The sequence below is a fragment of the Micromonospora cremea genome (assembly GCF_900143515.1).
Classification (GTDB): Bacteria; Actinomycetota; Actinomycetes; order Mycobacteriales; family Micromonosporaceae; genus Micromonospora; species Micromonospora cremea.
In genome coordinates this window covers 606,458-631,902 of the sequence record NZ_FSQT01000002.1, presented here as the reverse complement: position 1 = coordinate 631,902, position 25,445 = coordinate 606,458, and the positions used below count along the sequence as shown (strand labels likewise).

Sequence of the window (25,445 nt, the reverse complement as noted above, 5' to 3'; positions counted from 1 at the left end):
CCGTTCTTAGGAGAGCGATATGCGCAGACTCCTGCGACCCGTCCTCGGCGCGGCCACCGCCGTCCTCGCCGTCCTGGCCTGTACGACCCCGGCCACCCCGGCCAGCGCCGCCGACGCCCCCTACGACGTGCTGGTCTTCTCCAAGACGGCCGGCTTCCGGCACGACGCGATCCCGGTCGGCATCCAGACCATCCGCGACCTGGGCGCCGGAAACAACTTCACCGTCACCGCCACCGAGGACGCCGCCGCCTTCACCACCGGCAACCTCAACCAGTACGAGGCGGTGGTCTTCCTGAACACCACGGGCGACGTGCTCAACGCCAGCCAGCAGACGGCCTTCGAGTCGTACATCGGCTCCGGCCGTGGGTACGTGGGCGTGCACGCCGCCGCCGACACCGAGTACGACTGGCCGTTCTACGGCAACCTGGTCGGCGCGTGGTTCGCCTCGCACCCGGCCATCCAGCAGGCCAACGTCAAGGTGGAGGACCGGGGGCACGCGGCGACCGCGCACCTGCCGCAGACCTGGACCCGCACCGACGAGTGGTACAACTACCGGACCAACGCCCGATCCACCGCGCACGTGCTGGCCACTCTGGACGAGTCGTCGTACTCCGGTGGCGGGATGGGCGCCGACCACCCGCACTCGTGGTGCAAGAGCTACAGCGGCGGCCGGTCGTTCTACACCGGCGGCGGGCACACCCAGGCGTCGTACGCCGAGCCGGCCTTCCGGGCGCACCTGCTCGGCGGTATCCGGTACGCGGCCGGCCGCAGCAAGGCCGACTGCCGGCCCGAGACCGGCTACACCCCGATCTACAACGGCTCGACCAGCGGCTGGTCGCAGGCCGGCCCGGGCAACTTCACCAACTCCGACGCCACCCTCACCTCGGTGGGCGGCATGGGGCTGTTCTGGTACAACGCGAAGCAGTTCACCAACTACTCGCTGAAGCTGGACTGGAAGCTGGCCGGCGACGACAACTCCGGCATCTTCATCGGTTTCCCACCGTCCAGTGACCCGTGGTCGGCGGTGGACAACGGCTACGAGATCCAGATCGACGCCACCGACGCGGCCGACCGCACCACCGGGGCGGTCTACACGTTCAAGTCCGCCGACATCGCGGCCCGGGACGCGGCGCTCAACGCGGCGGGGGAGTGGAACACCTACGAGCTGCTGGTCGAGGGTGAGCGGCTCCAGATCTTCCTCAACGGAGTGAAGATCAACGACTTCACCAACACGAACCCGGTCCGTTCGCTGGCCGGCCACATCGGCATCCAGAACCACGGCACCGGCGACGACGCCTCGTTCCGCAACATCCGGATCAAGGAGCTGGGCACCACGCCGCCGCCGACCGGGAACACCACCGTCCAGGCCGAGGCGTTCAGCTCGGCCAACGGCGTCACCCCGTTCACCAAGGCGGGCGCCAACGGCGGCCAGACCATCGGCTACATCGACCCGGGTGACTGGGCCGCGTACAACGGTGTGAACCTGACCGGGGTCACCTCGTTCACGTCCCGGGTCGTCTCCGGCGGCGCCGGCGGCACCATCCAGGTGCGTACCGGTTCGGCCACCGGCCCGGTGCTCGGCTCGGTCGCGGTGCCGAACACCGGCAGCTGGACCACGTTCGCCAACGTCACCACCGTCCTGTCGAACGTCCCGTCCGGCACCCAGAACCTCTACCTCACGTTCACCGGTAGCGGCACCGGGCTCTTCGACGTGGACGACTTCACCCTGGTCAGGGGCGGCGGTGGCGGCACCCCGGGGGTCGGCGCGATCAAGGGTCTGGGCAGCAAGTGCCTGGACGTGCGCTCCAGCGGCACCGCCGACGGCACCCAGATTCAGATCTACACCTGCAACGGCAGCGCGGCGCAGACCTGGACTGTGACGCCGAACTCGACGATCAAGGCGCTTGGCAAGTGCCTGGACGTGTCCGGCAGCGGCACCGCCGACGGCACCAAGATCCAGCTCTGGACCTGCAACGGCACCGGCGCGCAGAACTGGGCGGCCCAGGCCGACGGCAGCCTGCGCAACGCGTCGTCGAGCAAGTGCCTCGACGTCTCCGGCAACAACTCCGCGGACAGCACGATCGTGCACCTCTGGACCTGCAACGGCGCGGCCAACCAGAAGTGGACGCTGCCCTGACCGGCTGAGTCTGGAGGGGCTGCCCGTCACGGCGGACCGCCCCTCCAGGCCACTCGACCTCGGCGCTTCGCCGGGTGTGCCCCGGCCGGCGGGATGCCGTCGTCCCCGTAAGCGCTATACCTCTGAGTCATAACTATGACGCAGAGGTATAGCGCTTACGGCACTTCCGTCGACGGACGCCGACGCGCCGACAACCCGGGTCGCCGGTCTGCTTGGCACCCGTGTGCCCACGGACGGTCGGGACGCCGCAGGCGCGGGCCACAGCCGGCTGCCGTACCTTGACCGGCATGGGGCGTTTCGCGCGGTGGCGCCGGATGGTGCGGGCGCAGGGGCACCGGCTGCGCTGGGCGCTGCGCGGAGCCGAGGAACCGGACACGTCGACCGGGCCGGCACCCAGCCTGAACCGCCTCGACGCGCTGGTGGAGGGATTCGCCGCCGGTCAGCCGGTGCACTGGACGCTGGCCGGGCAGCCCCGGCCGTTGCCCGGCGCGGTCGACGCGGCGGCGTACCGGATCATCGAGGAGTCGCTGACCAACGCGCACCGGCACGCCCAGGGCGCGCCGGTCGCGGTCCGGCTGCGCTACGACGCCACGGGCATCACCATCGAGGTACGCGACGACGGCGCCGGCGCCGCGCCGACGGCCGGGAACGCCGGGCGGGGTCTGATCGCAGTGCGCAGGCGCGCCGAGCGGATCGGCGGCACCTTCTCCGCCGGCCCGCGCCCCGATGGTGGCTTCCTCGTCCGGGCTGTTCTGCCCGCGCCGGAGGAGATGGCCGAATGACGATCCGGCGGCGGGGCTTTCGCGATGGGGTCCGGCGGAAATAGGGTGGGACCGGCGACCGTGACGGTGGCCGGTGACCCGGTGGGAGGCGCAACCCGCCGGGCCCAGGTGCGTTCCGCACCCACCGGTGTCCCGTCCCGGTGCCGCGTACCGCTCTGACCGGTCACCCTCGCCCCGGTCCGCACAAGGAATCCCCATCACAACAGGGGAGAAGGACAATGGCGCGACCCATCACGCTCTTCACCGGCCAGTGGGCCGACCTGCCGTTCGAGGAGGTCTGCCGGCTCGCCTCCGAGTGGGGCTACGACGGTCTGGAGATCGCCTGCTGGGGCGACCACTTCGAGGTCGACAAGGCGCTCGCCGACGACTCGTACGTCGATCGCAAGCGGGAGACGCTCGCGAAGCACAACCTCGAGGTCTTCACGATCTCCAACCACCTCGTCGGTCAGGCGGTCTGCGACCACCCGATCGACGAGCGGCACCAGGACATCCTGCCGGGCCGGATCTGGGGCGACGGGGAGCCCGAGGGCGTCCGCCAGCGGGCCGCCGAGGAGATCAAGGACACGGCGCGGGCGGCGGCGAAGCTCGGGGTGAAGACGGTCGTGGGCTTCACCGGCTCGTCGATCTGGCACACCCTGGCGATGTTCCCACCGGTGCCGCCGGCGATGATCGAGCGCGGCTACCAGGACTTCGCCGACCGGTGGAACCCGATCCTCGACGTGTTCGACGAGGTGGGGGTGCGGTTCGCACACGAGGTGCACCCCAGCGAGATCGCGTACGACTACTGGACGACGAAGCGGACGCTGGAGGCGATCGGCAACCGACCCGCGTTCGGGTTGAACTGGGACCCGTCGCACTTTGTCTGGCAGGAGCTGGACCCGGTGAACTTCATCTTCGACTTCGCCGACCGGATCTACCACGTGGACTGCAAGGACGCCAAGGTGCGTACCGGGGACGGCCGGCGTGGCCGGCTCGCCTCCCACCTGCCCTGGGCGGACCTGCGCCGCGGCTGGGACTTCGTCTCCACCGGGCACGGGGACGTGCCCTGGGAGGACTGCTTCCGGGCGTTGAACGCGATCGGCTACACCGGCCCGATCTCGATCGAGTGGGAAGACGCCGGGATGGACCGGCTGGTTGGCGCACCCGAGGCGTTGCAGTTCGTCCGCCGGCTCGCCTTCGACGCCCCGTCCGCCGCCTTCGACGCGGCCTTCAGCAGCAAGGACTGAACCGAAGCTGCCGGGGGTCGACCGTTGGTCGGCCCCCGGTCAGTCGACGGCGAAGACGCACTCGCTGGCCAGCCGCGCCGCACCCACCACCCCGGGCCGGCCAGCCAGGTCGGACAGGACGATCGGCATGGTGCCGGTGGTGAGCGGCGCCGATCGGCGGTAGACCACGGCGCGGATCTCGGCGAGCAGGATGTGCCCGAGGCCGTCCGCCGTGCCCCCGATGACGACGATGCCGGGGTTGAAGAAGCTGACCAGGCCGACCAGCACCCGACCGAGGCGGCGGGCGGCGTCGCGTACCACCGTCTGCGCGGCCGGGTCCCCGGCGGTCGCCGCTCCGGCGACGTCGCGCACGGTGAGGGTGCCCGCCTCGGCGAGCCGGGCGGTCAGCGCGGGGGACCGGCCCGTCCGGGCGGCGGTGAGCGCCGCCCGGACCAGCCCGGGGTCGCCGCAGTACGCCTCCAGGCACCCGCTCTCGCCACAGACGCAGGCGGGCCCGTCCTCGCTGAGCGGCAGGTGCCCGATGTCGCCCGCGCTGCTGGTCGACCCCCGGTAGAGGCTCCCGCCGAGGATCAGGCCGCAGCCGATCGCGGTGCCCAGCTTCAGGTAGAGGACGTCGTCGAAGGTCCGACCGACCCCCGCGTGCTGCTCACCGAGGGCCATCACGTTCGCGTCGTTGTCGACCAGCGTGGGGCAGCCCAGCTCGGCGGCGAACGCGTCCCGTACGCCGAAGCGCTGCCAGCCCGGCAGGACCGGCGGCGAGACGGCCGTCCCGGCGTCGACGCCGACCGGCCCGGGCAGGCCGACACCGACCCCGGTGAGCTGGGAGATGCCCAGCTCGGCGCGGAGCTTCCCGACCAGTTCGACGGCCCGTCCGACCACCGGTTCCGGCCCGGTGCGGACATCCGCCGGCTCGTCGACCTCGGCGAGTACGTTCAGCTCGCCGTCGGTCACCGCCACGGTGATCCGGTCGGGGGCGACGACCACGCCGGCGAAGCGCACCCCGCCGGAGAGGCGCAGGAGCGCGGAGCGGCGTCCGCCACGCGACGCGGCCGGCCCCGCGGTCTCCACCAGGCCCCGCTCGACGAGCCGGTCGAGCTCCGCGCTCAGCGTCGTCCGGGACAGGCCCAGCACGTCGCCCAGCTCCACCCGGGACCGGGGACCGTCGTCGCGCAGCAGCCGGACCAGCCGGGACTGGTGCGTGTTCTCCGGCCTGACGAGCACCATCGCCACCACCTCCGGCCGGAGTCTCGCACGGCGGTGTTTCGGCCGCGTGGCGCGAGGGGCCGCATCCGATGACGGATGCGGCCCCGGGCGTGCGTGTCGGGTCGGTCAGCCCCGCAGACCCGACATGTGCTGGTAGCTGATCTCCGCGAACCGCAGCGAGCGGCCCGGGTCGGCGGCGCCGCCCGGTGCGTTGTCCTGCTCCCACATCGGGTTGTGATAACCCTTCGCGCCCATGTTGGCGAAGAAGTTCCCGTAGTCGATGTCACCCTCGCCGAGCGGCACCATCTCGTACCCGGCCGCGCTGGCCGGGTTGTACGTGCCGTCCTTCGCGTGGAACAGCGGGAACCGGATCGGCTGGGCCGCGACCACGGCCAGCGGGTCGAAGATCCTGGTCTGGGTCACCCCGTCCGGGTCGGTGTAGCTGCGGAACCGGTGCTGGGCCACGTGCGCCCAGTAGATGTCCATCTCGAACCAGACCCACTCCGGGTTGGTCAGCCCGATGAAGTACTCCAGCTTCCGCACCCCCGACGACCGGGTCGGCCGGCCCTGGGCGTCCAGCGGCCCGCTGTCGAGCAGGAAGTTGTACGCCGCGTCGTGGTTGTGCGTGTAGAGCTTCAGCCCCCGAGCGGCGGCCATCTCGCCGAAGGTGTTCCACCGGTCGACGGCGGCGTCCCAGTCGGCCTTGTAGTTGCTGCCGGTCGGGTCGTTGCCGGTGCCGATGTGGGTCATGCCCAGCGTCTCAGCGATGTCCAGCTGCTGCTCGAACTGCGCGATGGTGGTCGGGTTGACGGTGCCTGGCACCGAGGCGTGCGAGCCGTTGGCGCGCAGCCCGTTGTCGTCAAGGATCTTGCGGATCTCCTCGGGGGTGATCTGCCGGCCCAGGATGGAGCTGTGCTGCGTGTAGCCGGCGAACTCCACCTCCTTGTAGCCGATCTCGGCGAGCCGACCGAGCACCCGCTCGAAGCCGTAGGGCACCTCGGTGGCGTCCGGGACGGCGCTGATCCGGTCCCGGACGCTGTAGAGGATGATGCCGCGCTTGCCGGTTGGGACCAGCAGGCCGTTGCCGGCGAGGGCCGGGGAGGCCAGGCCGGTGGCTCCGACCGCTGCCGCGCCGGCGACGCCGGCCAGGGCGCCGAGCATCCGGCGACGGCTCATTCCGTGCTGACTGTCGTTCATCTGCTGCTGCCTTCCTTGGTACGTGTTCTCGGTGTGGGTGACGGGTGGAGCGGTGGGCCGGGGCCGCTGGCGGCGACCCCGGCCGTGGCGGTCGCTACGGCGCGACGCCGATGCCCTGACCGGTGAACTCGACCCAGTTCAGGTTGCCGAGACCGCTGGTCGGACCGCCCGGGACGGTGGTGAACACGAGGTAGAGCCGGTGCGTGCCGCCCGGGTCGGTGACCGGCACGGTGGTGCTGGTGAAGGCGTTGTTGCCGCCGGTCGCGTTGACCACGGCGGTGGTCAGCACCGGGCCGGTGGGCGAGTCGAGCCGCAGCTGGACGCCGAACCGGGGCTGCCCGGCGGTGCCCGCGCTGCCGCCGGAGGTGCGCAGCGTGACCGACTGCATGTTCCGCAGGTTCACGCCGTTGTTCACCGCGATCCAGTCGCCCGGGTCGAGGCTGCCGCGCTGCTGCCCGCCACCCGTGTCGGAACTCGCGCCGAGGGTGGTGCCGGACTCGTTCGTGGCGAACTCGACCTCCTGCCGCTTGGCCTGGACGATCTGCTGGTCCACCGTGGTCAGTGCCGGCTGCCCGTTCGCCCCCTTGTCGGTGTAGGAGGCGCTGACCACGCCGTAGATGTAGCCCCCGTGCGACGCGTCGTCAGGGTCCGTGGGCAGGACGCCCGAGCAGCCGAACTGGTTGGCCTCACCGTGGCCGTGGCTGTCGTGGCCGAGGACGAAGGTCACCTCGACCTTGGCGCAGTCGACCGGCCCGTCCTCGGGGTCGGTGACCGTCACCAACCACGGGATGTCGTCACCCCAGCTGAAGAAGCCGCCTTCCACCGGGGTGGTGACGGTCACCGTCGGGGCGGTGTTGCCGACCGTGATGGTGGTGTTGGCCGACGCGGTCTTGCCGCTGGAGTCGGTCACCGTCAACCGCGCGGTGTAGACGCCGTTGGCGGTGTAGGTGTGCGTCGGGTTCGGGTCGACGGAGTCGGTCGTGCCGTTGCCGTCGAAGTCCCAGGCGAACGAGATGGAGTCCGCCGGATCCGGGTCCTTTGACCCCTCGCTGCTGAACGCGACGGTCAGCGGCGCGGTGCCGTTGGTCCGGTCGGCCGTGAGCACGGCGTTCGGCGCCCGCAGGCCCTTGACGTAGCTGAACTTCAGCATGGCCGCGTCGGGGTTGACGTTGAAGAACCCGTCGCCGTACGTCAGCAGGTAGAAGCTGCCGTCGGGACCCCACTTCATGTCCATCGGGTTGTCGCAGAGGAACGGCTTGGCCGGGGTGGTGGGCGCCTGACCGCAGTTCAACACGTTGTTGATTTTCAGGATGTCGCCCTGGCCGTCCAGCCGGATCTCCTTGAGCGTGTCCCGGGTGAACTCGCCGAAGAAGATCGCGCCATCGAAGTACGCGGGAAACTTCGTCTCCGACCTCAGCTCCGAGTCGTAGTCGTAGCGCGCCGCGCCGTGCGGTCCGACGCCGCCGGTGCCCAGCTCGGGGAAGAGCACCGGGCAGGTCTGCGTCGGGGTGGACAGGTAGGACTCCGGGCACGGGGTCGGTGCCTGGAACGAGTACCAGAGCTCCGACTTCTGCACCGTTGGCAGGTCGGTCAGGCCGGTGTTGTGCCGGGAGGTGTTGCGCGGCGCCGCGCAGTCGAAGGGCGCAACCGGAGAGATCGGGTTGGTGGTCCAGTTCATCTCGATGTACGGCAGGTTTGGCTGCACGCACATCGGCCAGCCGTAGTTCGCCGGCTTGTCCACCACCATCATCCGGCCGGTCCCCGCCGGACCCCGTCCCACCGCCGCCGTCGACGAGTCGGGGGAGTAGTCGGTGATGTAGGCGACGTCGTTCTTGTCAAGGGTGATCCGGAACGGGTTCCGGAAGCCCATCGCGTAGATCTCCGGGCGGGTCTTGTCGCCCGGGTCCTGCGCCTCGGGGAACATGTTCCCCTCGGGAGCGGTGTAGCTGCCGTCGGCTCCCACCGCGATGCGCAGGATCTTGCCGCGCAGGTCGTTGGTGTTGGCGGCGCTGCGCCGGGCGTCCACGAACGGCGCCTGGTAGACGCCGGTGGCGCTGACCGAGTCGTTGTGCGGGGAGAAGCCGCCTGACCCGCCGCCGCCGGCCGGGGTGTCGTCCCCGGTGACCAGCCAGAGGTTGTTCTTCGAGTCGAACGCGATGTCACCGGCCACGTGGCAGCAGGCGCCCCGGTCCACCGGCACCTGGAGAATCTTCTGCTCCGAGGCGACGTCCAGCGATGGGGTTTCGCCGTCGACGAACTTGAAGCGGGAGAGCTGGAAGTAGCCCTTCCACTGGTCCCAGGCTGCCGGGTCGGTGCTGGTGGTGGGCGCGCCGCCGGCCGGAGTGCCTAACGGCGGGGCGTAGTAGAGGTAGACCCACCGGTTGGTGGCGAAATCCCGGTCGACCGCCGGCCCGTACATCCCGTCCTCGCTGTGCGTGTAGACCGGGATCTGGGCGAGCACAATGGTCGTGTTGGTCTCCGGGTCGTGCAGCCGTACGCCACCGCGGCGGTCGGTCTGGATTACCCGGCCGTCGGGCAGCACGTCGAAGCCGATCGGCTCGTTGACGTTGGGCTGCGCGCCGATGACCTCCATCTGGTAGTTGGCCAGCACGGTCGCGCCGCAGTCGCCGTCGGTGGCGCCGGACGCCCACTGGATCGCCCCGGCGAGGTGGGCGCGTAGGTCGGCGCCGGAGAAGCTCTCCGGGGTGGCGCCGAGTCCGGTGTAGAAGGACCGGCCGCCCTGGTAGTCCTTGCACCAGGTGACCGGGTGGTCGATGCCCATGGTGCCGCCGGAGTACGTCTTCTCGTCCACCGTGGCCAGGACGTGTGAGACGCCCCGGACGTTGGCCGCGAAGTTGTACCACCGGTCGGTCGTGGTCCACCGCTCCGGCAGCGGTGCGGACGCCGGGTGCACCCGGTCGGCGACGGTCACTGTGGCGGGGCTGGCCGGCGCGGGGGCGCCGACGGCCCGGGTGCCGAGCACGTTGTCGAGGAAGGCCCAGCCTGGCTCGGCCTCGATCGCGGAGTGCACACCGACGAAGCCGCCGCCGTCGCGGTAGTACTGCTCGAACGCGGCCTGCTGGCGGTCGGTCAGCACGTCGCCGGAGGTGTTCAGGAAGACCACCGCACGGAACTGCTTCAGGTGCGGCTCGTCGAACTTCCGGGCGTCGTCGGTCACCTCGACCGTGAAGCGCCGGTCGTTGGCGAGTCGGCGGATCGCCTCGACTCCGGCGTCGGTGGTCGCGTGGTTGTTGGCGGCCGACCGGGTGAAGACGAGAACCTTGTACTGGATGCCGTTGCTCTCGGCCGCAGGCGCGGCCTGCGCCGGTGTGGCCCGTTGTGGTTCGGTCGCGACGAGCGTCGCGCCGACGAGGGTGAGAAGGCTGAGATAGGTGGCGACTCTTCGGCCGATTGGTCTACGCATCGAACCTCGCTCTGGTCGGGCGGGTCCGCCTCAGCGTCGGTACGTCGCTGAGGAGGTCGCGGGAAGTACCAAGAGCCTGGCCAGGTTCTAGGCAGGACGATATTTGCGGCCGGCACTAAAGAGAAGAGGTTGGAAGCAGAAGTTTTCGATGAACTGGTCGAACTTTTGCTCCATATCGGAGAAAGTCCCCCAGTGGGGGCCGTGTGCCGCCCTGACATGCGCAGACGCGAACGGGCCCGGCCGCCACAGTGGCGGCCGGGCCCTTCGGGTGTGCGTCTACAGGGTGCTGGCGTTGGTGCCCGAGCCGGACGGCTTGGGGCGGGGGGTGGCCGACGGCGACCCGGAGATCGTGCCGGAGCCCGACTTGGCGCCGACCGTGGCGGGCGTGCCGGCGAACGCGTCGTCGGCGGCGGTCAGCTCCTGCTTGCCGGTGCTGCCGTTGCCCGTGCCCAGCTTTTCGCCCAGCTTGGTCTGGCCGAGCTTGTCCTTTCCCTCGCTGTAGAGCCGGTTGGCCTGGGCCTGCGCGACCCCGGCCGCCTCCTGGACGGTCGGGTGGTCGAGCACCTTGCGGCCTCGGACGACCAGCTCTTCGTACTTCTCCCGGCCGGCACGGGCGCCCAGGACGAAGCCCGCAGCCAGCCCGCCAAGAAACATGATCTTTCCGCGCATGGCGGCTCCTTCCGTACCTGACGCGCCGTCGCCCCGGCGGGCTGCCCCGTCGGGAGCGACCAATTCGCGCCTGCGTCCTCTGTCCGCAGCTAACTACCCATCCTGCTCTCCGCTCATACCTGCTTGTGCCCGGATGACGATTTGCCCCGATTATCGATGGGCCGCGCTGCTGACCTGGGCATCTGGATCATGGAAGGCGGGAGGCCCAACCCACTGGACCACCACCCCGGGATGTCCTGTACTCTTGTCCCGTCGCACGGCGTCGGGGAGATCCCGGGTCGGGCGATGCACGGTCCCCTGTAGCTCAATTGGCAGAGCAGCCGGCTGTTAACCGGCAGGTTATTGGTTCGAGTCCAATCGGGGGAGCTTCTCCGCCCAGCGCCCGTCGGCAACACGCCGACGGGCGTCTTCGTGTTGGTGGCCAACCCAGGATCGTGGAGTCGTGGTGCCCGCATAAACCATATTCGTGCCCTTTGTCCCGGCACCATAACTCCATGATTCATCCGGACTGACCGGTTTGGGGCTTCCGCGGCCCGCTCGCCCGGCAGGATGGTCGCTGTCGACTTAGACTCCCGCTGCGTCGATTGGTGCGTCGATCCTTGGGGTGAATGCGGATGTCCGGACGAGGGGGCCACGGCCGGGCCACCCTGATCGCGGTGGCGGTCGTGCTGGCCTGGCTGGTGATCGGGGGCGTGACCGGGCCGTACTCCGGGCGCCTCGGCGAGGTCGCCACCAACGACAACGCCGCCTTCCTGCCCACCGACGCCGAGGCGACCCGCGCGCAGGACCTCGCCGCCGAGTTCGTCGACCGGCAGACCATTCCGGCGCTGGTCGTCTACGAACGGACCTCGGGCATCACGGACGCGGACCGGCAGCGCGTGAGCGCCGACGCCGCCCGTTTCGGCCAGGTGCCCGGCGTGGTCAACCCGCTCCCCCCGCCGATCCCCAGCGACGACGGCCAGGCACTCCAGGTCGTCGTGCCGGTGGACGACGCCGAGGGGGAGGAGATCGGCTCGGTCGTCGAGCACCTGCGCGACATCGCCGGCGGGAACCGGGACGGGCTCACCGTCGACGTCGCCGGACCGGCCGGTCTGCTCGCCGACCTGATCGAGGTCTTCTCCGCCATCGACGGGCCACTGCTGCTGGTCACCCTGGTCGTGGTCCTGGTGATCCTGCTGATCGTCTACCGCAGCCCGGTGCTCTGGGTCTTCCCGCTGCTGGCCGCCGGGATGTCGTACGCGCTGGCCTCGGTCTTCGTCTACCTGCTCGCCGACGCCGACGTGCTCAAACTCAACGGGCAGGCCCAGGGCATCCTCACCGTGCTGGTCTTCGGCGCCGGCACCGACTACGCGCTGCTGCTCATCGCCCGCTACCGGGAGGAGCTGCACCGGCACGACCGCGCCTGGGACGCCATGCGTACGGCGTGGAAGGGCGCCGCCCCGGCCATCATCGCCTCCGGTGGCACGGTCATCGTCAGCCTGCTCTGCCTGCTGCTGTCGAGCCTCAACTCCAACCGGGCGCTCGGCCCGGTCGCCGCCATCGGCATCGCCGCCACCCTGCTGGTGATGCTCACCTTCCTGCCCGCGCTGCTGCTGCTCGGCGGTCGGTGGGCGTTCTGGCCGCGGCGGCCCCGGGTCGACCAGGCCGACCCGCAGGCCGAGCACGGCATCTGGAGCCGGATCGCCGGCTTCGTGGCCCGGCACGCCCGACCGGTCTGGCTCAGCACGGCGGTCGTGCTGGCCATCCTCACGCTCGGCCTCACCCAGCTCGGCGTCACCACCCTCGGCCAGTCCGACCTGTTCACCCAGCGCACCGACTCGGTCGACGGCCAGGAGGTCATCGCCCGGCACTACCCGGGCGGCACCGGCAGCCCGGCCACCATCTTCGCCACCGAGCAGACCGGCCGGCAGGTGGCCCAGGTGGCGCAGGGCGTGCCCGGCGTCGCCGCGGTCCGCCCGGTCAGCGCCGGCCGGCAGGCCGGCCCACCCGAGGAGAACGCCGCGCCGAAGGTCGTCGACGGGCGGATCCAACTGGAGGCGACCCTCGCCGACCCACCGGACAGCGACGGCGCCGAGCGGACCATCCGGGAGCTGCGGGTGGCCGTACACCAGGTGCCCGGCGCGGACGCGGTGGTCGGCGGCTTCACCGCGATCAACGTGGACACCTCCGACGCCGCCCGGCGCGACCAGAACGTCATCATTCCGGTGGTGCTCGTGGTCATCGCGGTCATCCTGGCCCTGCTGCTGCGCGCACTCCTGGCACCGGTGCTGCTGATCGCCACCGTGCTGCTCAGCTTCGCGGCCACCCTCGGCCTCTGCGCGCTGCTGTTCCGCCACGCCTTCGACTTCCCCGGGGTGGACGCGTCGTTCCCGCTGTTCGCGTTCGTCTTCCTGGTCGCACTCGGCATCGACTACAACATCTTCCTGATGAGCCGGGTCCGGGAGGAGTCCGTCAAGCGTGGCACCCGGGCCGGGGTGCTGGCCGGCCTCGCCGTCACCGGCGGGGTGATCACCTCCGCCGGCATCGTGCTCGCGGCGACCTTCTCCGCGCTGGCCGTCCTGCCGCTGGTGGTGCTGGTCGAGCTGGGCACCGCGGTCGCGGTCGGGGTGCTCATCGACACCATCATCGTCCGGTCGCTGCTGGTGCCCGCGCTCGCGTACGACATCGGGCCGAAGGTCTGGTGGCCGGGCCGGTTGTCCCGGGCCAACGGTGAGCGGGAGGCCCGCCATGCTCGCTGAGACCGACGTCGTCATCGTCGGCGGTGGCCTGGCCGGCCTCGCCGCCGCCCGCCGGCTGCACCGCGCCGGCGTGCCCTGGCGGCTGCTGGAGGCAGGCAGCCGGCTCGGCGGCCGGATCGCCACCGACGCCGTCGACGGCTACCTGATCGACCGCGGCTTCCAGGTGCTCAACACCGCCTACCCCCGGCTCGGCACGCTGCTGGACACCGACCGGCTCGACCTCGGGTACTTCACCTCCGGAGTGCTGGTGCGCAAGGGCGACGAGCTACTGCGGCTGGTCAACCCACTGCGCGAGCCGACCGGCGGGCCGCGCACCGCGCTGGCCGGAGTCGGCTCCCTGCTGGACCGGCTGCGCTTCGCCGCGCTCGCCACCGGCTGCGCCACGCTGCCCGCGTCCCGGCTGCTCAGCGCGCCGGAAACCAGCGCCGAGATGGCGCTGCGCCGGGCCGGCCTCTCCGACGCGTTCATCGAGGAGCTGCTGCGGCCGTTCCTGTCCGGTGTGCTCATCGACCGGGAGCTGGCGACCTCCAGCCACGTGCTGGCGATGGTGCTGCGTTCCTTCGCCCGTGGCCGGATCGGGCTGCCCGCCGAGGGGATGGCCGCGCTGCCCCGGGCGGTCGCCGACCCGCTGCCGGCCGACCTGATCGCGCTGGACACCCCGGTCGCCGAGGTCGGCCCCCGCCGGGTTCGCACCCAGGCCGGCGACATCCGCTGCCGGGCCGTCGTGGTCGCCGTCGACCCGCCCGCCGCGGCCGCGCTGCTGCCGGCCCTGGCGACGGTACGGATGCACAGCTACACCACCTACTACCACAGCGCGCCCGAGCCGCCGCTGACCGAGCCGATCCTGCTCGTCGACGGGGACCGGCGCGAAACCGTCGCCAACACCGTGGTGCTTAGCAACGCCGCCCCGACGTACGCGCCGGCCGGACGGCACCTGGTGGCCACCTCGGTGGTCGGCCCGATGGCCCCACCCGAGCCGGCTGTACGGGCCGAGTTGACCCGGCTGTACGGCCGGTCCACCGCCGACTGGACCCACCTCACCACCGTGGCCGTCCCGGACGCGCTACCCGCCGCGCCGCCCCCGCAGGGGCGGCTGCGCAAGCCGGTCGCGCTGGGGGAGGGGCTGTTCGTGGCCGGTGACCACCGCGACAGCCCATCGATCCAGGGCGCGCTGACCAGCGGCTGGCGTGCCGCCGGGGCGGTGCTGGCGGAGCTGCGTGCCGGGTGACGGGCCGCTGCCCGGCGTCCCCGGGCGGGCGGCAGCGCGCTGTTATATTCCTGTTGCCCATCGTGCTGCTGCTGGCGTGGGCGCCGGCCGGCTCGGTGCTGGCCGCCGACGGCCGGGCGGGATAAGATCCGGCGCGGTGTCGGGGCGGTAGCTCAGCCGGTTAGAGCAGGGGACTCATAATCCCTCGGTCGCGGGTTCGAGTCCCGCCCGCCCCACCACACAAAATCCCTGGTCACCCATGCTGTCGGGGACCCGGACGAATCGCGTCGAGGTCCGGACCAACGCTCTCAGTCCGCAGCCGCACGACCCGCCGCCCGGTCAAGGCGGCCCGCCACCTGATCCAGGTCGTCCTCGAACAGGTCCGCGTACACGTCCAGCGTCATCGCCGCCGAGGCGTGCCCGAGCATCCTCTGCACCGCCTTCACGTTGGCGCCCTCGGCCACCGCCAGACTGGCCGCCGTGTGCCGCAGCTCGTGCGGTGTCAGGCCGGCGAGGCCGATCCACTGCGCAGCGCGATCGCAAGTAGGCCGACATGCTGCCCTCACCGGTCGTACCCAAGCTCTGCACGACCCGCTGGCACGGCGCTGCCTAGTCCCATTTGATGATGCTTGACAGATCAGTCCCAGCACATGCGCGAAAGTCGGCCTTGGTTGCTCATTTGCCCTGGTTGCAGTCGGTGCCACCGCGGGACAGTCGTGCACCTACGCTTCTGGCCAGTCGGACACGATGACCAATGGGACTGAGTCCGGCGACCGGTAGTCGTCGCCAGGAAAGTACTCGATGTGCTGATGCCGGTGGACTGTCCGGTCATCGGCGGTCTCGGCTTGCTCAGCCACACCATCGAGCGCGTCCCAGATGATGTCGAGATACTCACGCCCGCCGGAGAAATGCAGCTTGGTCCCGCGTTGCAGACTGACAAGCAGCGGGCCTGCGGTCGCCTCTTGACTGACGGCCCCGTCGGTGACCGCCACCTCAAAGGGCTCAGCATGATGGCGTAGCAGCCGGCTGAGGGCGCGGAGCGCAGCCGGCGAGCCGGCAAGCTCCAGCTCGTCGTCGCTGACGGAGAGACGGCAGCGTCGGTAGTCGTCCATCGGCGCATTGTCCCTTACCGCGCGGCCCCTACCGTCGCCCACGGTGAAGGCCTCCGCGAGCGCCTTGAGGATCATGTCGGGCATCAGGTGGGACACGAGCGTCAAGCATCTCCCGTGGCGGGACACCGCTGGCACGGCGCGCACTGCCGAATTGCGCTCTATCAGATCAAGGCGGCCGGCAAAGCGGGCCGCGCCGGCCGGCCACGCTTGGGACGACAAGCCCCTGAAGACCTCGGGGCTCCGCCCCGAACCCCGGCCCTCCTCAGAGATCAGCCAGGAGCGGATCACCTCGCCGGGCACCACCAGGGCTACCAGCCTCCCCGGACGGGGCCAAGGTCGTTCGGCTGGTGAGGCGCTCCACCTTGTCCCCGTCCGGGGAGGCTGGACGGTCTACGACTGCCCGACGAGGAGATCCGCCGCAGCAGCGCGGTTGTCAAGCGTCACCATCGGACCTGAGTAGTGAGCTGATCTGAGCTAACGCGTCTGGCGACATAGCCCCTGGGCGGCGGAACGCGTGCCTAAACTCGCTGATCCGCCCGCCCGGGGTCAAAGTCCAGTTTTGCGGACCCCAGCAGCCCTGCTCCTCAAGGAGGGTGCGGGCCAGCGCCCTGGTATCTCCAGCTGCGCCGCAGGCGGTCAACATCGCAGCGAGGACATCGTCCGCGTCCAAGGGGAGTTCCGCGTCGCTCATGATCGGCAACAACAAAAGGAAGGCGTGGGGGTCAAGGCGCGGGGCTGATCCGGCTTCGGCCGCCTTATGCGCAACGGCGAGCAACTCCGGCCAGCACAGCCCAGGTCCCCTGAAGCAACCTTCGACAGTTGCCAAGGGAACTGTCGAATCCCACTCGGGATGGTGCAGCAGGTAGTCGTACCCGTTGTCCTCGGGAAAGTTGCGGTAGACGACATGGAGCAGGTGCCCCGCAGAGAGCGGGACTGACAGCACTAGCCACTGATGCTCATCGCTGACCCGTTTGTAGAACTGCCACAGGTCGGCCTCGCTGACGCCGAATCCCGCGCACAGCGGCTCTTCGACGCCGTTGGTGTATTGCAACAAGTGGGTCGCCCAGAAAAGTGGCTCGTCTACCAGATACGCCCCATCGACCAAGGGGTCGTTTTCATACCCTGGGATCTTGTGCATCGGCCGATTTTGGCACAGGTCGCTGACAGTCGCCCTCTGAGCAAGCCGGTGTCCGTGACGGGCCAGCCACGGGCCAGTAACCGTGGTGCCCAGCGGTCATGAGGGGGCACGAGCGGTACCGGACTCTGCCCCCGCCCGCAGGCGTTTCGGGCATCACGACCACTTGAGCACGCTCTTCCAATCTGAGGCTCCCGAGCTGCCCCTGGCTCAGCCGAGGCACCGGTCATCGCTCCACCGGAAGCAACCGAGCCTGCGCCCGTTGTCCGGCACGGAGCGCGGAGAGCTGGCCGTGGAATGAGCCATGCCGGTTCTGATCGAGGTTGAGCGGGAGCACGCAGGATCGGATCAGCTCCTCCTCAAGCTTCCACGGCTGATCGGTCGCAACCCACACGACCTGGGCGTTCTCTGCCATCCATGCGGTGAGCCGCTTCTCACCCTCTCGGCCGAACGTCAGCCGCATGCCGCTACCGACCCGCCTCAAGCCGATTCCGAGCTCGTCGGCAAGGAGCGTCCCAAGCGTCAGGCGTAGCGTCGACCCGGCCGCGTTGCCTCGGTAGTGATAGCGGATCCGGCTACGGATGGTCTGCCGGCTCGGAGGGCGCCCGTTGCCCGGGGGTGCCTTCGGTGAGATGCCCACGTAAAGCAGCACCGCCCCGTCCTGCGTGTGGCATCCGGCCACAGGTACCAGCGATGGCGGAGACGTGAAGTACCAGGCGTAGACACCCGGAGCCGCAGGTATCGGGCAGTCCCGCCCACGAATCTCCTCAACCCGATAGAGCCGAGACGGACGGAGCAACGCTTCCTCAGGGATCACCGGCGCTCCTCATCGATGTCGCTGTGTTGGCCGTACAGCCATTCGTACAGCCAAGCCTGCCAGCCACGGCGGACACATTCCGACAACGGCGGACGGCCTGAGCAGGGTCCGTGCAAGCTGACCAGTCGCCCGCGATCTTCTTCTAATCCCAAGGCCGCCAGGCTTACGGCGGTCCGCTACGGTGCGGCCCATGCTCAGGGAGTTTCGGCGGCGGGAGTTTTCCTGCCTGACCGGGTGGACTGGCTGCGACGGTCCGATGCCGGCCGAGGCTGGCGTCGTCGGCGTTGAGTACCGGGGCCGCCTGGGGCACCCGTCCTCGTACGGCTTGCTCATGGCGCGTGCGACCGACTCTCCGGGAGTCCAGCTCGACCTCAATCCAATGCCCGTGACGCTCCTCGTTCCGTGTGATGAAGTCACGCTTGGGCTAACCGAGCCGGAGTACGCCGAGGCCCTCCATGCCGCAGGCCGCGACCTTGCTAGGGGTCTGGTTATCACGGCCATCGGCGAGGGCCTGCATGGCTCCTCGATTGTGGTGTTCACCCGCCTGGTCGCTGTCATCTCGCTGCTGTTGGCAACGGGTCTGGAGTCGGCTGACGAGGTTGCCATCTGGGCAAGCTGGGACAGCGCGTGGCCTGAACGCCGGTAAGGCATGAGCAGCCGCCAGTGCGGGAACGCGAGCTGTCACGTGGCGGCTGTGCGCCGGCAGATGCCGGACGGCCGAACCCGGAGCGGTCCGCACCTAGTCCGCAAGAGGTCGACGGATAGCGGGGGAGCAGCGTGAGATGCCGAGGATCATTTCCGCTGGTAGACCCCCATGTGCCCAGGTCGGCGGGTCGGGCATTTTGATCTCGTAATCCCTCGGTCGCGGGTTCGAGTCCCGCCCGCCCCACCAAGCAAAAGCTCTGGTCACCCATGCTGTCGGGGACCCGGACGAATCGCGTCGAGGTCCGGACCAACGCTCTCAGTCCGCAGCCGCACGACCCGCCGCCCGGTCAAGGCGGCCCGCAAGCGGGCCGTGCCGGCCCGGCCCCGGCCTGCTGGCGACCTCCGGCCGGCATCTGCCGGGCCTGCTGGCCACGCTGAGGGACGACTAGGACCAGAAGACCTCGGGGCTCTGCCCCGAACCCCGGCCCTCCTCAGAGATGCCGCCCGCAGCTCACCTCGCCGGGCGCCACGAGGGCTACCAGCCTCCCCGGACGGGGCCAAGGTCGTTCGTCCGGTAGGGGGCTCCACCTTGTCCCCGTCCGGGGAGGCTGGATGGTCTGGCGACTGCCCGACGAGGAGATCCGCTCATCGGATCAGGCACTGCCCACCTAGGGCCTACCCACCTCAATCGAGCGTTGTTCTGGTGCACACGCAGAATTCGTTGCCTTCGGGGTCGGCAAGCACGGTGTAGTCGTCCCTCGGATCGTCGTTGTGCCGTACGTAACTGGCACCGAGTCCGACGAGGCGTTGCACCTCACCCTCTTGGTCGTCGCTGTAGAGATCGACGTGCATTTGATCGCGGGCGCTGACCGAACTGGCCGCGACCTGTAGCGAGACGTTAACCCGAGGCCCACGCAATACCCGAAAGCGGCCATCGTCGCTGCCGGGACCGGGAGTGAGATCCAGCGCAGCGGCCCAGAACTTCGTCATGGTCTCAAGATCGGCGCAATTGATCACGACACTACCGAGACGTATCCCCATCGTCTTCTTTACCACGAAGGCGCGGCGCGGGCGATCCGTGGACCAGTAGCCGGGGCGCACAGCGGGCACGAGCGGGCACGAGGCGTAACCGGAGTGGCCATCAGCTGCAGGCGTTTCAGGCATCACGGTCGGCTGAGCAAGTTCTTCCAAACTGACGCTCCGGGCCGCGGACGACACGTCCAGCGTCTTGGGCATCGCGATCGATGGATCGGCGTCGCAGTGTGCGACGTGCGGACCGTACCCCGGCTCTACCTGTCCGGCCGTACCATCTCCCGGTGATCGCCCCCCGTCGGCGGCTGGTCGCCGCGTCCATCCTTCTGGTGTTGGAGGCGGTGGCGTTCGCGCTGTTCGTCACCGAGTCGGTGACGGGTGCGATCGCCGCCATCGCCTTCACCTGCGTGTCGTTGTGGGTGCACGTCGTCCTGCACGAATGCGGGCCCCTCGTCGTGGCGAAGCTGCTGCGTCTGCCGGTCATCGCGGTCCGCATCGCACCCTTTACCGGGTGGCAGAGCGAGGTGTCGGTCCGGCCGGCGCCGTCGGCGACCGCGTTGCCGCTACGGATGGTGCTGTTCTACCTCGGTGGCCCGATGGCGAACCTCTGCACTGCCACGGTGCTCGCTACCGCAACCGCGTTGACGAGCACGGCGTGGACACGCGTCGCACTGCTCGGCGCAGCGCTCCTTGCGGCGCTGCTCGGGGTGGTCAATCTCCTTCCCGGGATATCGCCCCGCAGTGACGGCCGCAACCTGCTTCGCTGGCTCTTGGCGCCCACAGCCACCCGCGCCGCGCTACGCGCGGCCTACTACCAGGAGGAGGCGAGCAGGACGTTGCGGACGATCGCCCGAGGGGAGGTTGACGACGACCGTCTCGGAGATCCGGTTCGCGACGGCAACGACCCACGACTCGCGCTCGCTGCCTTCCAACGGCGCTGGAGTACGGGACACGCGCAGTCGGCGGCGGACCTCATTGCCGACGCGGAGCGGCTCGCACCGCTGGCTCGCGCCGACAGCACCGATCCCGTGGCCGCCGCCGCAATCGGCGAGGCGCTTACCGTCCAGTTCGGGTTGTTGTACCTGTACGCCGCAGTGGTGAACCGATCGCCGGTCGAACACAAAGAGGTGTTGGAGATTTCGGAACTGGCCCAGCTCGCCCTTTCACGTGCAGCCACACATGTTGTCGGCTCGTGTCGCCATGAGCCTGGCTCACCTGCTCAACCAGCGGCCGGAGCATGCGCGGTCGCTGCTTCTCGAGATTCGGCCGGGCATTGACCCGCCGGATCTGTGCAGCGTCGCGTTTCTCCTGCGGGCCGCCGCCGAGTGTCACCTCGGCAACCACGCCGATGCGGACACCCTCATCGGGGCGGCCGGCGGGGACTACCAGCAACTGGCACAGGTCGTTGCCGCGATCCGGGCGGCCGATCCGGTGCCACCCTTGTTCGCCCTGGCAGCGATGGCTGACACCTGAGGCGGCGTGACCGGGGCCTATCATCGGGCCGAGGGCGGCCGAGCAGCTCGACGCAAGGAAACGTGCCGGCAGCAGGTCACCCTGGCGGGATGGGCGATCCGGCAGGGCTGTGGTCAGTCCCCCTGAGGCAGAACTCGTTGCCGTCGGGATCTGCCAGCACGACTGTGCCGTCCTCACCGATCTCGACCCGAGTGGCCCCGAGGGAGATCAGCTCGTCGAGCGGTGCTTGCTGGTCGCCAGCGGCCGGGATGAGCTCGAAGCGTTGCCGGTTCGGCTCCCTCTTCAGGGCCACGGGTGGGCCCGCCCATGCGACCTTCGTGCCGCCGCGCGGTGACTGGATCGCCGTCTCCTCGTCCTGGTCCCACACCAGCGGCCAGCCCAGCACCTTGCTCCAGAACAGGCCGACTTCCCGGGTGCCGTCACAGGTGAGCTCACCGAGGAAGCCGCACCCGGCGAGGTAGGCGTTGCCGGGCTCGATCACGCAGAACTCGTAGCCCGCAGGGTCGGCCAGAACGACGTGCTCGTCCTCTGGTCGCTGCCCAACATCGAGGTGGCGGCCACCAAGCTTCAGCGTCATCGCCACCGTGTGCTGCTGCTCGTCGAGATCGGCGCTGGTCAGGTGCAGGTGCATGCGGTTCGCTCCGAGTTGGCCCGCGCGGCCCGGAACGAACCGAAGACCGAGCTGGGCGTCATCGCCCGGCAGAAGCGCACCGGCGGCATCCTCGATGACCTCCCGGCCGAGCAGAGCGGCCCAGAACTGCGCCGCACGAGCCGGATCCTGCGCCTCGAAGGTCACTGCCAGCAATCGCGAACGCATTCACCAGACAGTAGACACTGCCCCGGCACGGCAAAAGTCATTAACGGTGCACGTACGAGAGGTCCCGCCGTTTCAACCTCTGTGGCGACGGCGGTGACGAGGCTCCTTCTGCACGTGCTCAATCCGCTACGTCGTCCTCAGCGAGGTAGCCGACACCGTCGCAGGTGGGGCAGGGCCCGAAAACGCTTCCCATTCCCTTACCCATGCCCGTGGTTTTCACCATGCCTGGAAGCCGCGCAACACCTCGACATTCCGGACATCGACGATGAACGCCTTTGGTGCGAGGCGAAGGTCGCTGTTCGTCCTGAAGATCTGGCTCCACCTCACGGATCATATGGCCGCAAGCGTGGCCCGCCTCGGTCCTCACCCCGGTAGGCCAAGCCGGCCGCTGACGCTGAGCGGTGCCGAGAGGGGTTTCCGCCGGCCAGGCGGGGGCGGTGGGATCACTCCGGCGTCGCGGTGGCTCGGCTGCGGCACCACCGTGGTCCCGCCGTCCGGTGGGGGGAAGTGCCCGTGTGCTGCCGCGCCCAGGATGTCGGCCAACGTACTGCCCCATGATCGTTGTCTCCTCGCTTCCTTGCCCGGGCGCGGTGAGCGCCCGGGCAAGGAGCGGACGACGGTAGGTGCCCGAGTATGGGTGATGGCTTCGGGGTCGACCACCAGCAGGGAGGCTTGGTCACGGGCGATGGCGAGCATGGCCCGGGTGGGCCGATGCCGGATTGTGGGACGCCGCGCGGGCGCCCGACGAGAGCGGTAGGTGAGGCGCAGTACCTCGGCCGGACTGCGAGTCGCCGCATCGTGCGCACGGGGTCTGGCGGCGTAGTCGGTAGGCGACCGCCGCCACGGCCAGCGCCGCACCCCAGACCGGCCACAGCAGGCTCGGCCCCATCGCGGCCCAGTTGCCCATGCTCGGGTTGACGTACAGGGCCCGCGCGAACATCAAACCGGCCGAGGTGACCAGCATCGCGACGGCCATCGCGGGCACGACCGCCAGCGCGACCGGCACCCGGCGTCCACGTAGCACCGGTATCCAGCGCGGGAATGCCTCACCCCACGGACGGATCAGTCCGACCGTCAGTACCGAACCGATCAGGCCCATGCTTCCCATGGCCGCACCGACCCACCAGATGCCCGGCAGTTCCTGGTCCATCTGGCGAAGCTCGGCGGCACTGAAGCCGAACGGGACGCCGAGAGCCCAGGCCCACCGGGTGGTCGCGTACAGCACAGGTACGCCGGCCGCGATCCACACCGCCACCGCGCCCCACCGGGCCGGGTCATGGTCGCGGCCACTGTGCCCGCACGCGGCACAGGCACCGGTCCGGGTCCGCCGGTGCGCGAGCGCGGCAACGGCGAACAGTATTCCGCCGAGGATGCAGATGAATTGGTTGACGACCGGCCAGGGCACCTGTGACGCGATGGTCACGTCCTCCGGCCAGCCGAACGGCTTGCCTGCCAGCAGAACCGGGAGATGACCGACGGCCACCAACGGCCGGTAGTCGGGCAGGACGATGCCGAGCACGAGCGCGACCGCCCAGGCGATCGCCTCGAGGGCGGCACCGGCCCGTCCGGGCCAGGTCCGCACCGCGAGAAGCCCAGCCAGGACCGTGGCGGCCATTGCGCAGACCGCTATCACCGGTGCGGCGCTCGCCTGGTGTGCACCACCAAGGATCGACATGCCCTTGTCGATACCGGGGTCCGGGTCGGCGGCGCCGAACGGAAAGCCGGCGCCACCGGCGGACCAGTACAGCGCGAGTAGCCCGTACGCCAGCGCCCATAGCGCCGCTGCCGCCGGCCAGGTCGTCATTCGTGAAGTCATGCGAAAACCGTCGCCCGCCTGGCGAGTCGGCACCATCTCCCGATCGACAGGTTGTCCGGCCCGCGGCCGGCGCCCGATCTGCCGATCGGCCGACTGCGCCGCCACCGACCGTGTGCCTACGCTTACCGGGTGGAATCCCCGCCGGACAACGCGATCGGAGTGCTGGCGATCCTGCCCGCGGTGACCGCGGGCTGCGCCGTTCTGGGCGTGGTGGTCGGCTGGCGGCGCCGGCGCGTCTGGTGCGGTTGGTCTGGGATCACTGCCGGCGCGGTGTCGCTGGCGGCCACCGTCGCCACGATCGCTTCCCCGCCGGCCTACGGTGAGGTCGCGGGCGTGGTCGGGCTTGCCGAATGCGCGGCGCTCCTTCTGTTGGTCGTCGCGGCGACCCGGTGGGCGTCCCCGCGGCAGGCCATCGCAGCCGTCAGCGTCGCGGCGCTCGCGGTAGCTGTCTGCGTGCTGCGGTTCCTGCCATCCGACTCGCTCCTCGACGCAGTCGGCGCCTGCGCGCTGTGGTCGGCCGGGCCGCTTGCCGCCGTCGTGATCGGCGGATACCCGCGTCTGGCGGAGCTGCGGCGGATCCGATCGGTCGCGGCCGCGCAGCACGCACAGCGCGTCACCCTCTCCCGTGAGCTGCACGACTTCGTCGCTCACGATGTCAGCGGCATCGTCGCTCTGGCGCAGGCTGCCCGGTTCGTCGCCGACTCGGACCCGGGCCGGGCACTGGAGGCGCTCGCCCGCATCGAGGCCGCCGGCTTGCAGGCTCTCAACACGATGGACCGCACCGTGCACATGCTGCGCCACCTGACCGGTGAGCCGGGCGCGACGACCACCGCGCTTACTGGCCTGGCGGACCTGCCCGCGCTGCTCGCGCGCTTCGACGACACGGTACGGGTCGAGGCCGACCTCGATCCGGACCTCGTGGCCGTCGTGCCGCCCGAGGTGGGCGCGACCGCGTATCGGCTGGTCACCGAGGCACTGACCAACGTACGCCGGCACGCGCCCACCGCCACCGCCGTGCGGGCATCGCTGCGCCGGGCACCTGGGCCGGCGCTTGCCGTGACCATCACCAACGATGGCCCCGCAGGCCGTCGGCCACCGCGACCGATTCCGGGTGGCAGGTCCGGCCTGGCAGACCTCCGGGACCGGATACACGTGCTCGGCGGCTCCCTGAGCGCGGGCGCGCACGGCGACGGCTGGCGGGTCGCCGCCCTCCTGCCATTGGAGTCGGCATGACCATCCGCATCCTCGTCGTCGACGACCAGGAGAACGTGCGCATCGGCTTCCGGCTGGTCCTCGACAGCCAACCCGACATGACCGTGGTGGGGGAAGCCGCCAGCGGTACCGCAGGGCTGGAACTGGCCCGGCACCTACGGCCCGACGTGGTCCTCGCGGACATCCGGATGCCCGGGATCGACGGCCTGGAACTGACCCGGCGGCTGGTCGGCACCGGTCCGCGCGTGATCGTCGTGACCACCTTCGACCTGGACGACTACGTGACCACCGCGCTGCGCGACGGCGCCAGCGGGTTCCTTCTCAAACGGTCCGGACCGGCGCTGCTGATCGAGGCCGTCCGGTCCGCAATTGCCGGCGACACTCTCATCAGTCCCCAGCTGACCGTACGGCTGCTTCGCCGACTCTCCACCGCACCGCCCGCCCCGGCCGATGCCGATGCGCTGACCGTTCGGGAACGTGAGGTCGCCCGCTCGGTGGCTCGCGGCAGCACCAACGCCGAGATCGCGGCGGAGCTGGCGATCTCCGCCGGCACGGTGAAGACACACATCGCCAACATCCAGGCCAAGCTCGGCGCGCGCAACCGGGTCGGCATCGCGGCCTGGGCATGGTCTACGGGCCAAGCCGTGTGAAGCGGCATGAGCCCTCTCGGCCGCCAGCGTCGTTTATGGTGTCGTCACAATCGTCAGAGTTCATGGACCAGGGCTGCTTTGCTGGTGCCCACGTCGGGCGGTGGTTTCACGACATGCCGGTGGAGAATTAGGGCCGACCATCGGCGTTTCTCG

The 25,445-nt window shown here is 70.1% G+C and carries 20 protein-coding genes and 2 tRNA genes; 11 read left to right on the top strand and 11 right to left on the bottom strand.

Annotated elements, in window-relative coordinates:
- Nucleotides 1-19: 19 nt before the first annotated feature.
- The 3 genes from BUS84_RS16200 to BUS84_RS16190 all read left to right on the top strand — a co-directional run bounded on the left by BUS84_RS16200 (nt 20) and on the right by BUS84_RS16190 (nt 4,145).
- Nucleotides 20-2,137 (top strand): ThuA domain-containing protein, encoded by a 2,118-nt coding sequence (locus BUS84_RS16200; protein ID WP_074313499.1) that lies wholly within the window; start codon nt 20-22, stop codon nt 2,135-2,137.
- 287 nt (nt 2,138-2,424) lie between these two features.
- On the top strand, nt 2,425-2,919 hold the full coding sequence (locus BUS84_RS16195) for a sensor histidine kinase (RefSeq protein ID WP_143728437.1): 495 nt from the start codon (nt 2,425-2,427) through the stop codon (nt 2,917-2,919).
- A 218-nt stretch (nt 2,920-3,137) separates the two neighbouring features.
- Complete coding sequence (locus BUS84_RS16190) at nt 3,138-4,145, top strand: sugar phosphate isomerase/epimerase family protein (protein ID WP_074313495.1); 1,008 nt, start codon at nt 3,138-3,140, stop codon at nt 4,143-4,145.
- Between the two features lie 39 nt (nt 4,146-4,184).
- On the opposite strand, the gene BUS84_RS16185 is transcribed toward BUS84_RS16190, so the two are convergent.
- The 4 genes from BUS84_RS16185 to BUS84_RS16170 all read right to left on the bottom strand — a co-directional run bounded on the left by BUS84_RS16185 (nt 4,185) and on the right by BUS84_RS16170 (nt 10,638).
- A complete protein-coding gene (locus BUS84_RS16185; RefSeq protein ID WP_074318847.1) occupies nt 4,185-5,369 on the bottom strand; it encodes an ROK family transcriptional regulator in 1,185 nt (394 codons plus the stop codon).
- 105 nt (nt 5,370-5,474) lie between these two features.
- On the bottom strand, nt 5,475-6,545 hold the full coding sequence (locus BUS84_RS16180; protein WP_074313493.1) for a sugar phosphate isomerase/epimerase family protein: 1,071 nt from the start codon (nt 6,543-6,545) through the stop codon (nt 5,475-5,477).
- A gap of 94 nt (nt 6,546-6,639) precedes the next feature.
- On the bottom strand, nt 6,640-9,969 hold the full coding sequence (locus BUS84_RS16175) for a ThuA domain-containing protein (RefSeq protein WP_074313491.1): 3,330 nt from the start codon (nt 9,967-9,969) through the stop codon (nt 6,640-6,642).
- 276 nt (nt 9,970-10,245) lie between these two features.
- Nucleotides 10,246-10,638, bottom strand: a complete 393-nt coding sequence (locus BUS84_RS16170) for a hypothetical protein (RefSeq protein ID WP_074313488.1) — start codon at nt 10,636-10,638, stop codon at nt 10,246-10,248.
- A gap of 293 nt (nt 10,639-10,931) precedes the next feature.
- Between BUS84_RS16170 and BUS84_RS16165 the strand changes: the two genes are divergently transcribed.
- The 4 genes from BUS84_RS16165 to BUS84_RS16150 all read left to right on the top strand — a co-directional run bounded on the left by BUS84_RS16165 (nt 10,932) and on the right by BUS84_RS16150 (nt 14,822).
- Nucleotides 10,932-11,004 (top strand) — tRNA-Asn (locus BUS84_RS16165).
- Nucleotides 11,005-11,252: 248 nt separating this feature from the next.
- Nucleotides 11,253-13,376 (top strand): MMPL family transporter, encoded by a 2,124-nt coding sequence (locus BUS84_RS16160; RefSeq protein WP_074318846.1) that lies wholly within the window; start codon nt 11,253-11,255, stop codon nt 13,374-13,376.
- Nucleotides 13,366-14,604, top strand: coding sequence for an FAD-dependent oxidoreductase (locus BUS84_RS16155; protein ID WP_074313487.1), 1,239 nt, complete (start codon nt 13,366-13,368; stop codon nt 14,602-14,604). The genes BUS84_RS16160 and BUS84_RS16155 overlap by 11 nt, the downstream gene beginning before the upstream one ends.
- Before the next feature lie 141 nt (nt 14,605-14,745).
- Nucleotides 14,746-14,822 (top strand) — tRNA-Ile (locus tag BUS84_RS16150).
- Between the two features lie 69 nt (nt 14,823-14,891).
- Here the strand turns inward: BUS84_RS16150 and BUS84_RS39995 are convergent.
- The 4 genes from BUS84_RS39995 to BUS84_RS16130 all read right to left on the bottom strand — a co-directional run bounded on the left by BUS84_RS39995 (nt 14,892) and on the right by BUS84_RS16130 (nt 17,647).
- Entirely contained in the window at nt 14,892-15,149 is a 258-nt protein-coding gene (locus BUS84_RS39995) for a tyrosine-type recombinase/integrase (RefSeq protein WP_244298605.1), read from the bottom strand.
- Between the two features lie 156 nt (nt 15,150-15,305).
- On the bottom strand, nt 15,306-15,791 hold the full coding sequence (locus tag BUS84_RS16140) for an Imm32 family immunity protein (protein ID WP_425293486.1): 486 nt from the start codon (nt 15,789-15,791) through the stop codon (nt 15,306-15,308).
- A 337-nt stretch (nt 15,792-16,128) separates the two neighbouring features.
- Nucleotides 16,129-16,833 (bottom strand): BTB/POZ domain-containing protein, encoded by a 705-nt coding sequence (locus BUS84_RS16135; protein WP_074313483.1) that lies wholly within the window; start codon nt 16,831-16,833, stop codon nt 16,129-16,131.
- A 223-nt stretch (nt 16,834-17,056) separates the two neighbouring features.
- Complete coding sequence (locus BUS84_RS16130) at nt 17,057-17,647, bottom strand: GIY-YIG nuclease family protein (protein ID WP_208869681.1); 591 nt, start codon at nt 17,645-17,647, stop codon at nt 17,057-17,059.
- Between the two features lie 190 nt (nt 17,648-17,837).
- On the opposite strand from BUS84_RS16130, the gene BUS84_RS16125 reads away from it, so the two are divergent.
- Nucleotides 17,838-18,293 carry a hypothetical protein gene (locus BUS84_RS16125; protein WP_074313481.1) on the top strand — a complete coding sequence of 152 codons (456 nt, stop codon included), beginning with the start codon at nt 17,838-17,840 and terminating at the stop codon, nt 18,291-18,293.
- A 683-nt stretch (nt 18,294-18,976) separates the two neighbouring features.
- Here the strand turns inward: BUS84_RS16125 and BUS84_RS39990 are convergent.
- A complete protein-coding gene (locus BUS84_RS39990) occupies nt 18,977-19,528 on the bottom strand; it encodes a VOC family protein (protein WP_244298604.1) in 552 nt (183 codons plus the stop codon).
- 80 nt (nt 19,529-19,608) lie between these two features.
- On the opposite strand from BUS84_RS39990, the gene BUS84_RS16115 reads away from it, so the two are divergent.
- The gene (locus BUS84_RS16115; RefSeq protein WP_244298603.1) at nt 19,609-20,601 is read left to right on the top strand and encodes a hypothetical protein; all 993 of its coding nucleotides are present in this window, start codon (nt 19,609-19,611) and stop codon (nt 20,599-20,601) included.
- Between the two features lie 272 nt (nt 20,602-20,873).
- Here BUS84_RS16115 and BUS84_RS16110 read toward each other — a convergent pair whose 3' ends face one another.
- Both BUS84_RS16110 and BUS84_RS16100 read right to left on the bottom strand, forming a co-directional pair.
- Complete coding sequence (locus BUS84_RS16110) at nt 20,874-21,614, bottom strand: VOC family protein (protein ID WP_074313479.1); 741 nt, start codon at nt 21,612-21,614, stop codon at nt 20,874-20,876.
- Nucleotides 21,615-22,290: 676 nt separating this feature from the next.
- On the bottom strand, nt 22,291-23,430 hold the full coding sequence (locus BUS84_RS16100) for a hypothetical protein (RefSeq protein WP_143728434.1): 1,140 nt from the start codon (nt 23,428-23,430) through the stop codon (nt 22,291-22,293).
- Nucleotides 23,431-23,559: 129 nt separating this feature from the next.
- Between BUS84_RS16100 and BUS84_RS16095 the strand changes: the two genes are divergently transcribed.
- Together BUS84_RS16095 and BUS84_RS16090 are read left to right on the top strand one after the other, a co-directional pair.
- Nucleotides 23,560-24,663, top strand: a complete 1,104-nt coding sequence (locus BUS84_RS16095) for a sensor histidine kinase (protein WP_159451037.1) — start codon at nt 23,560-23,562, stop codon at nt 24,661-24,663.
- Nucleotides 24,660-25,292 (top strand): response regulator, encoded by a 633-nt coding sequence (locus BUS84_RS16090; RefSeq protein ID WP_074313473.1) that lies wholly within the window; start codon nt 24,660-24,662, stop codon nt 25,290-25,292. Before BUS84_RS16095 ends, BUS84_RS16090 begins: the two co-directional genes overlap by 4 nt.
- The last annotated feature ends 153 nt before the right edge of the window (nt 25,293-25,445 follow it).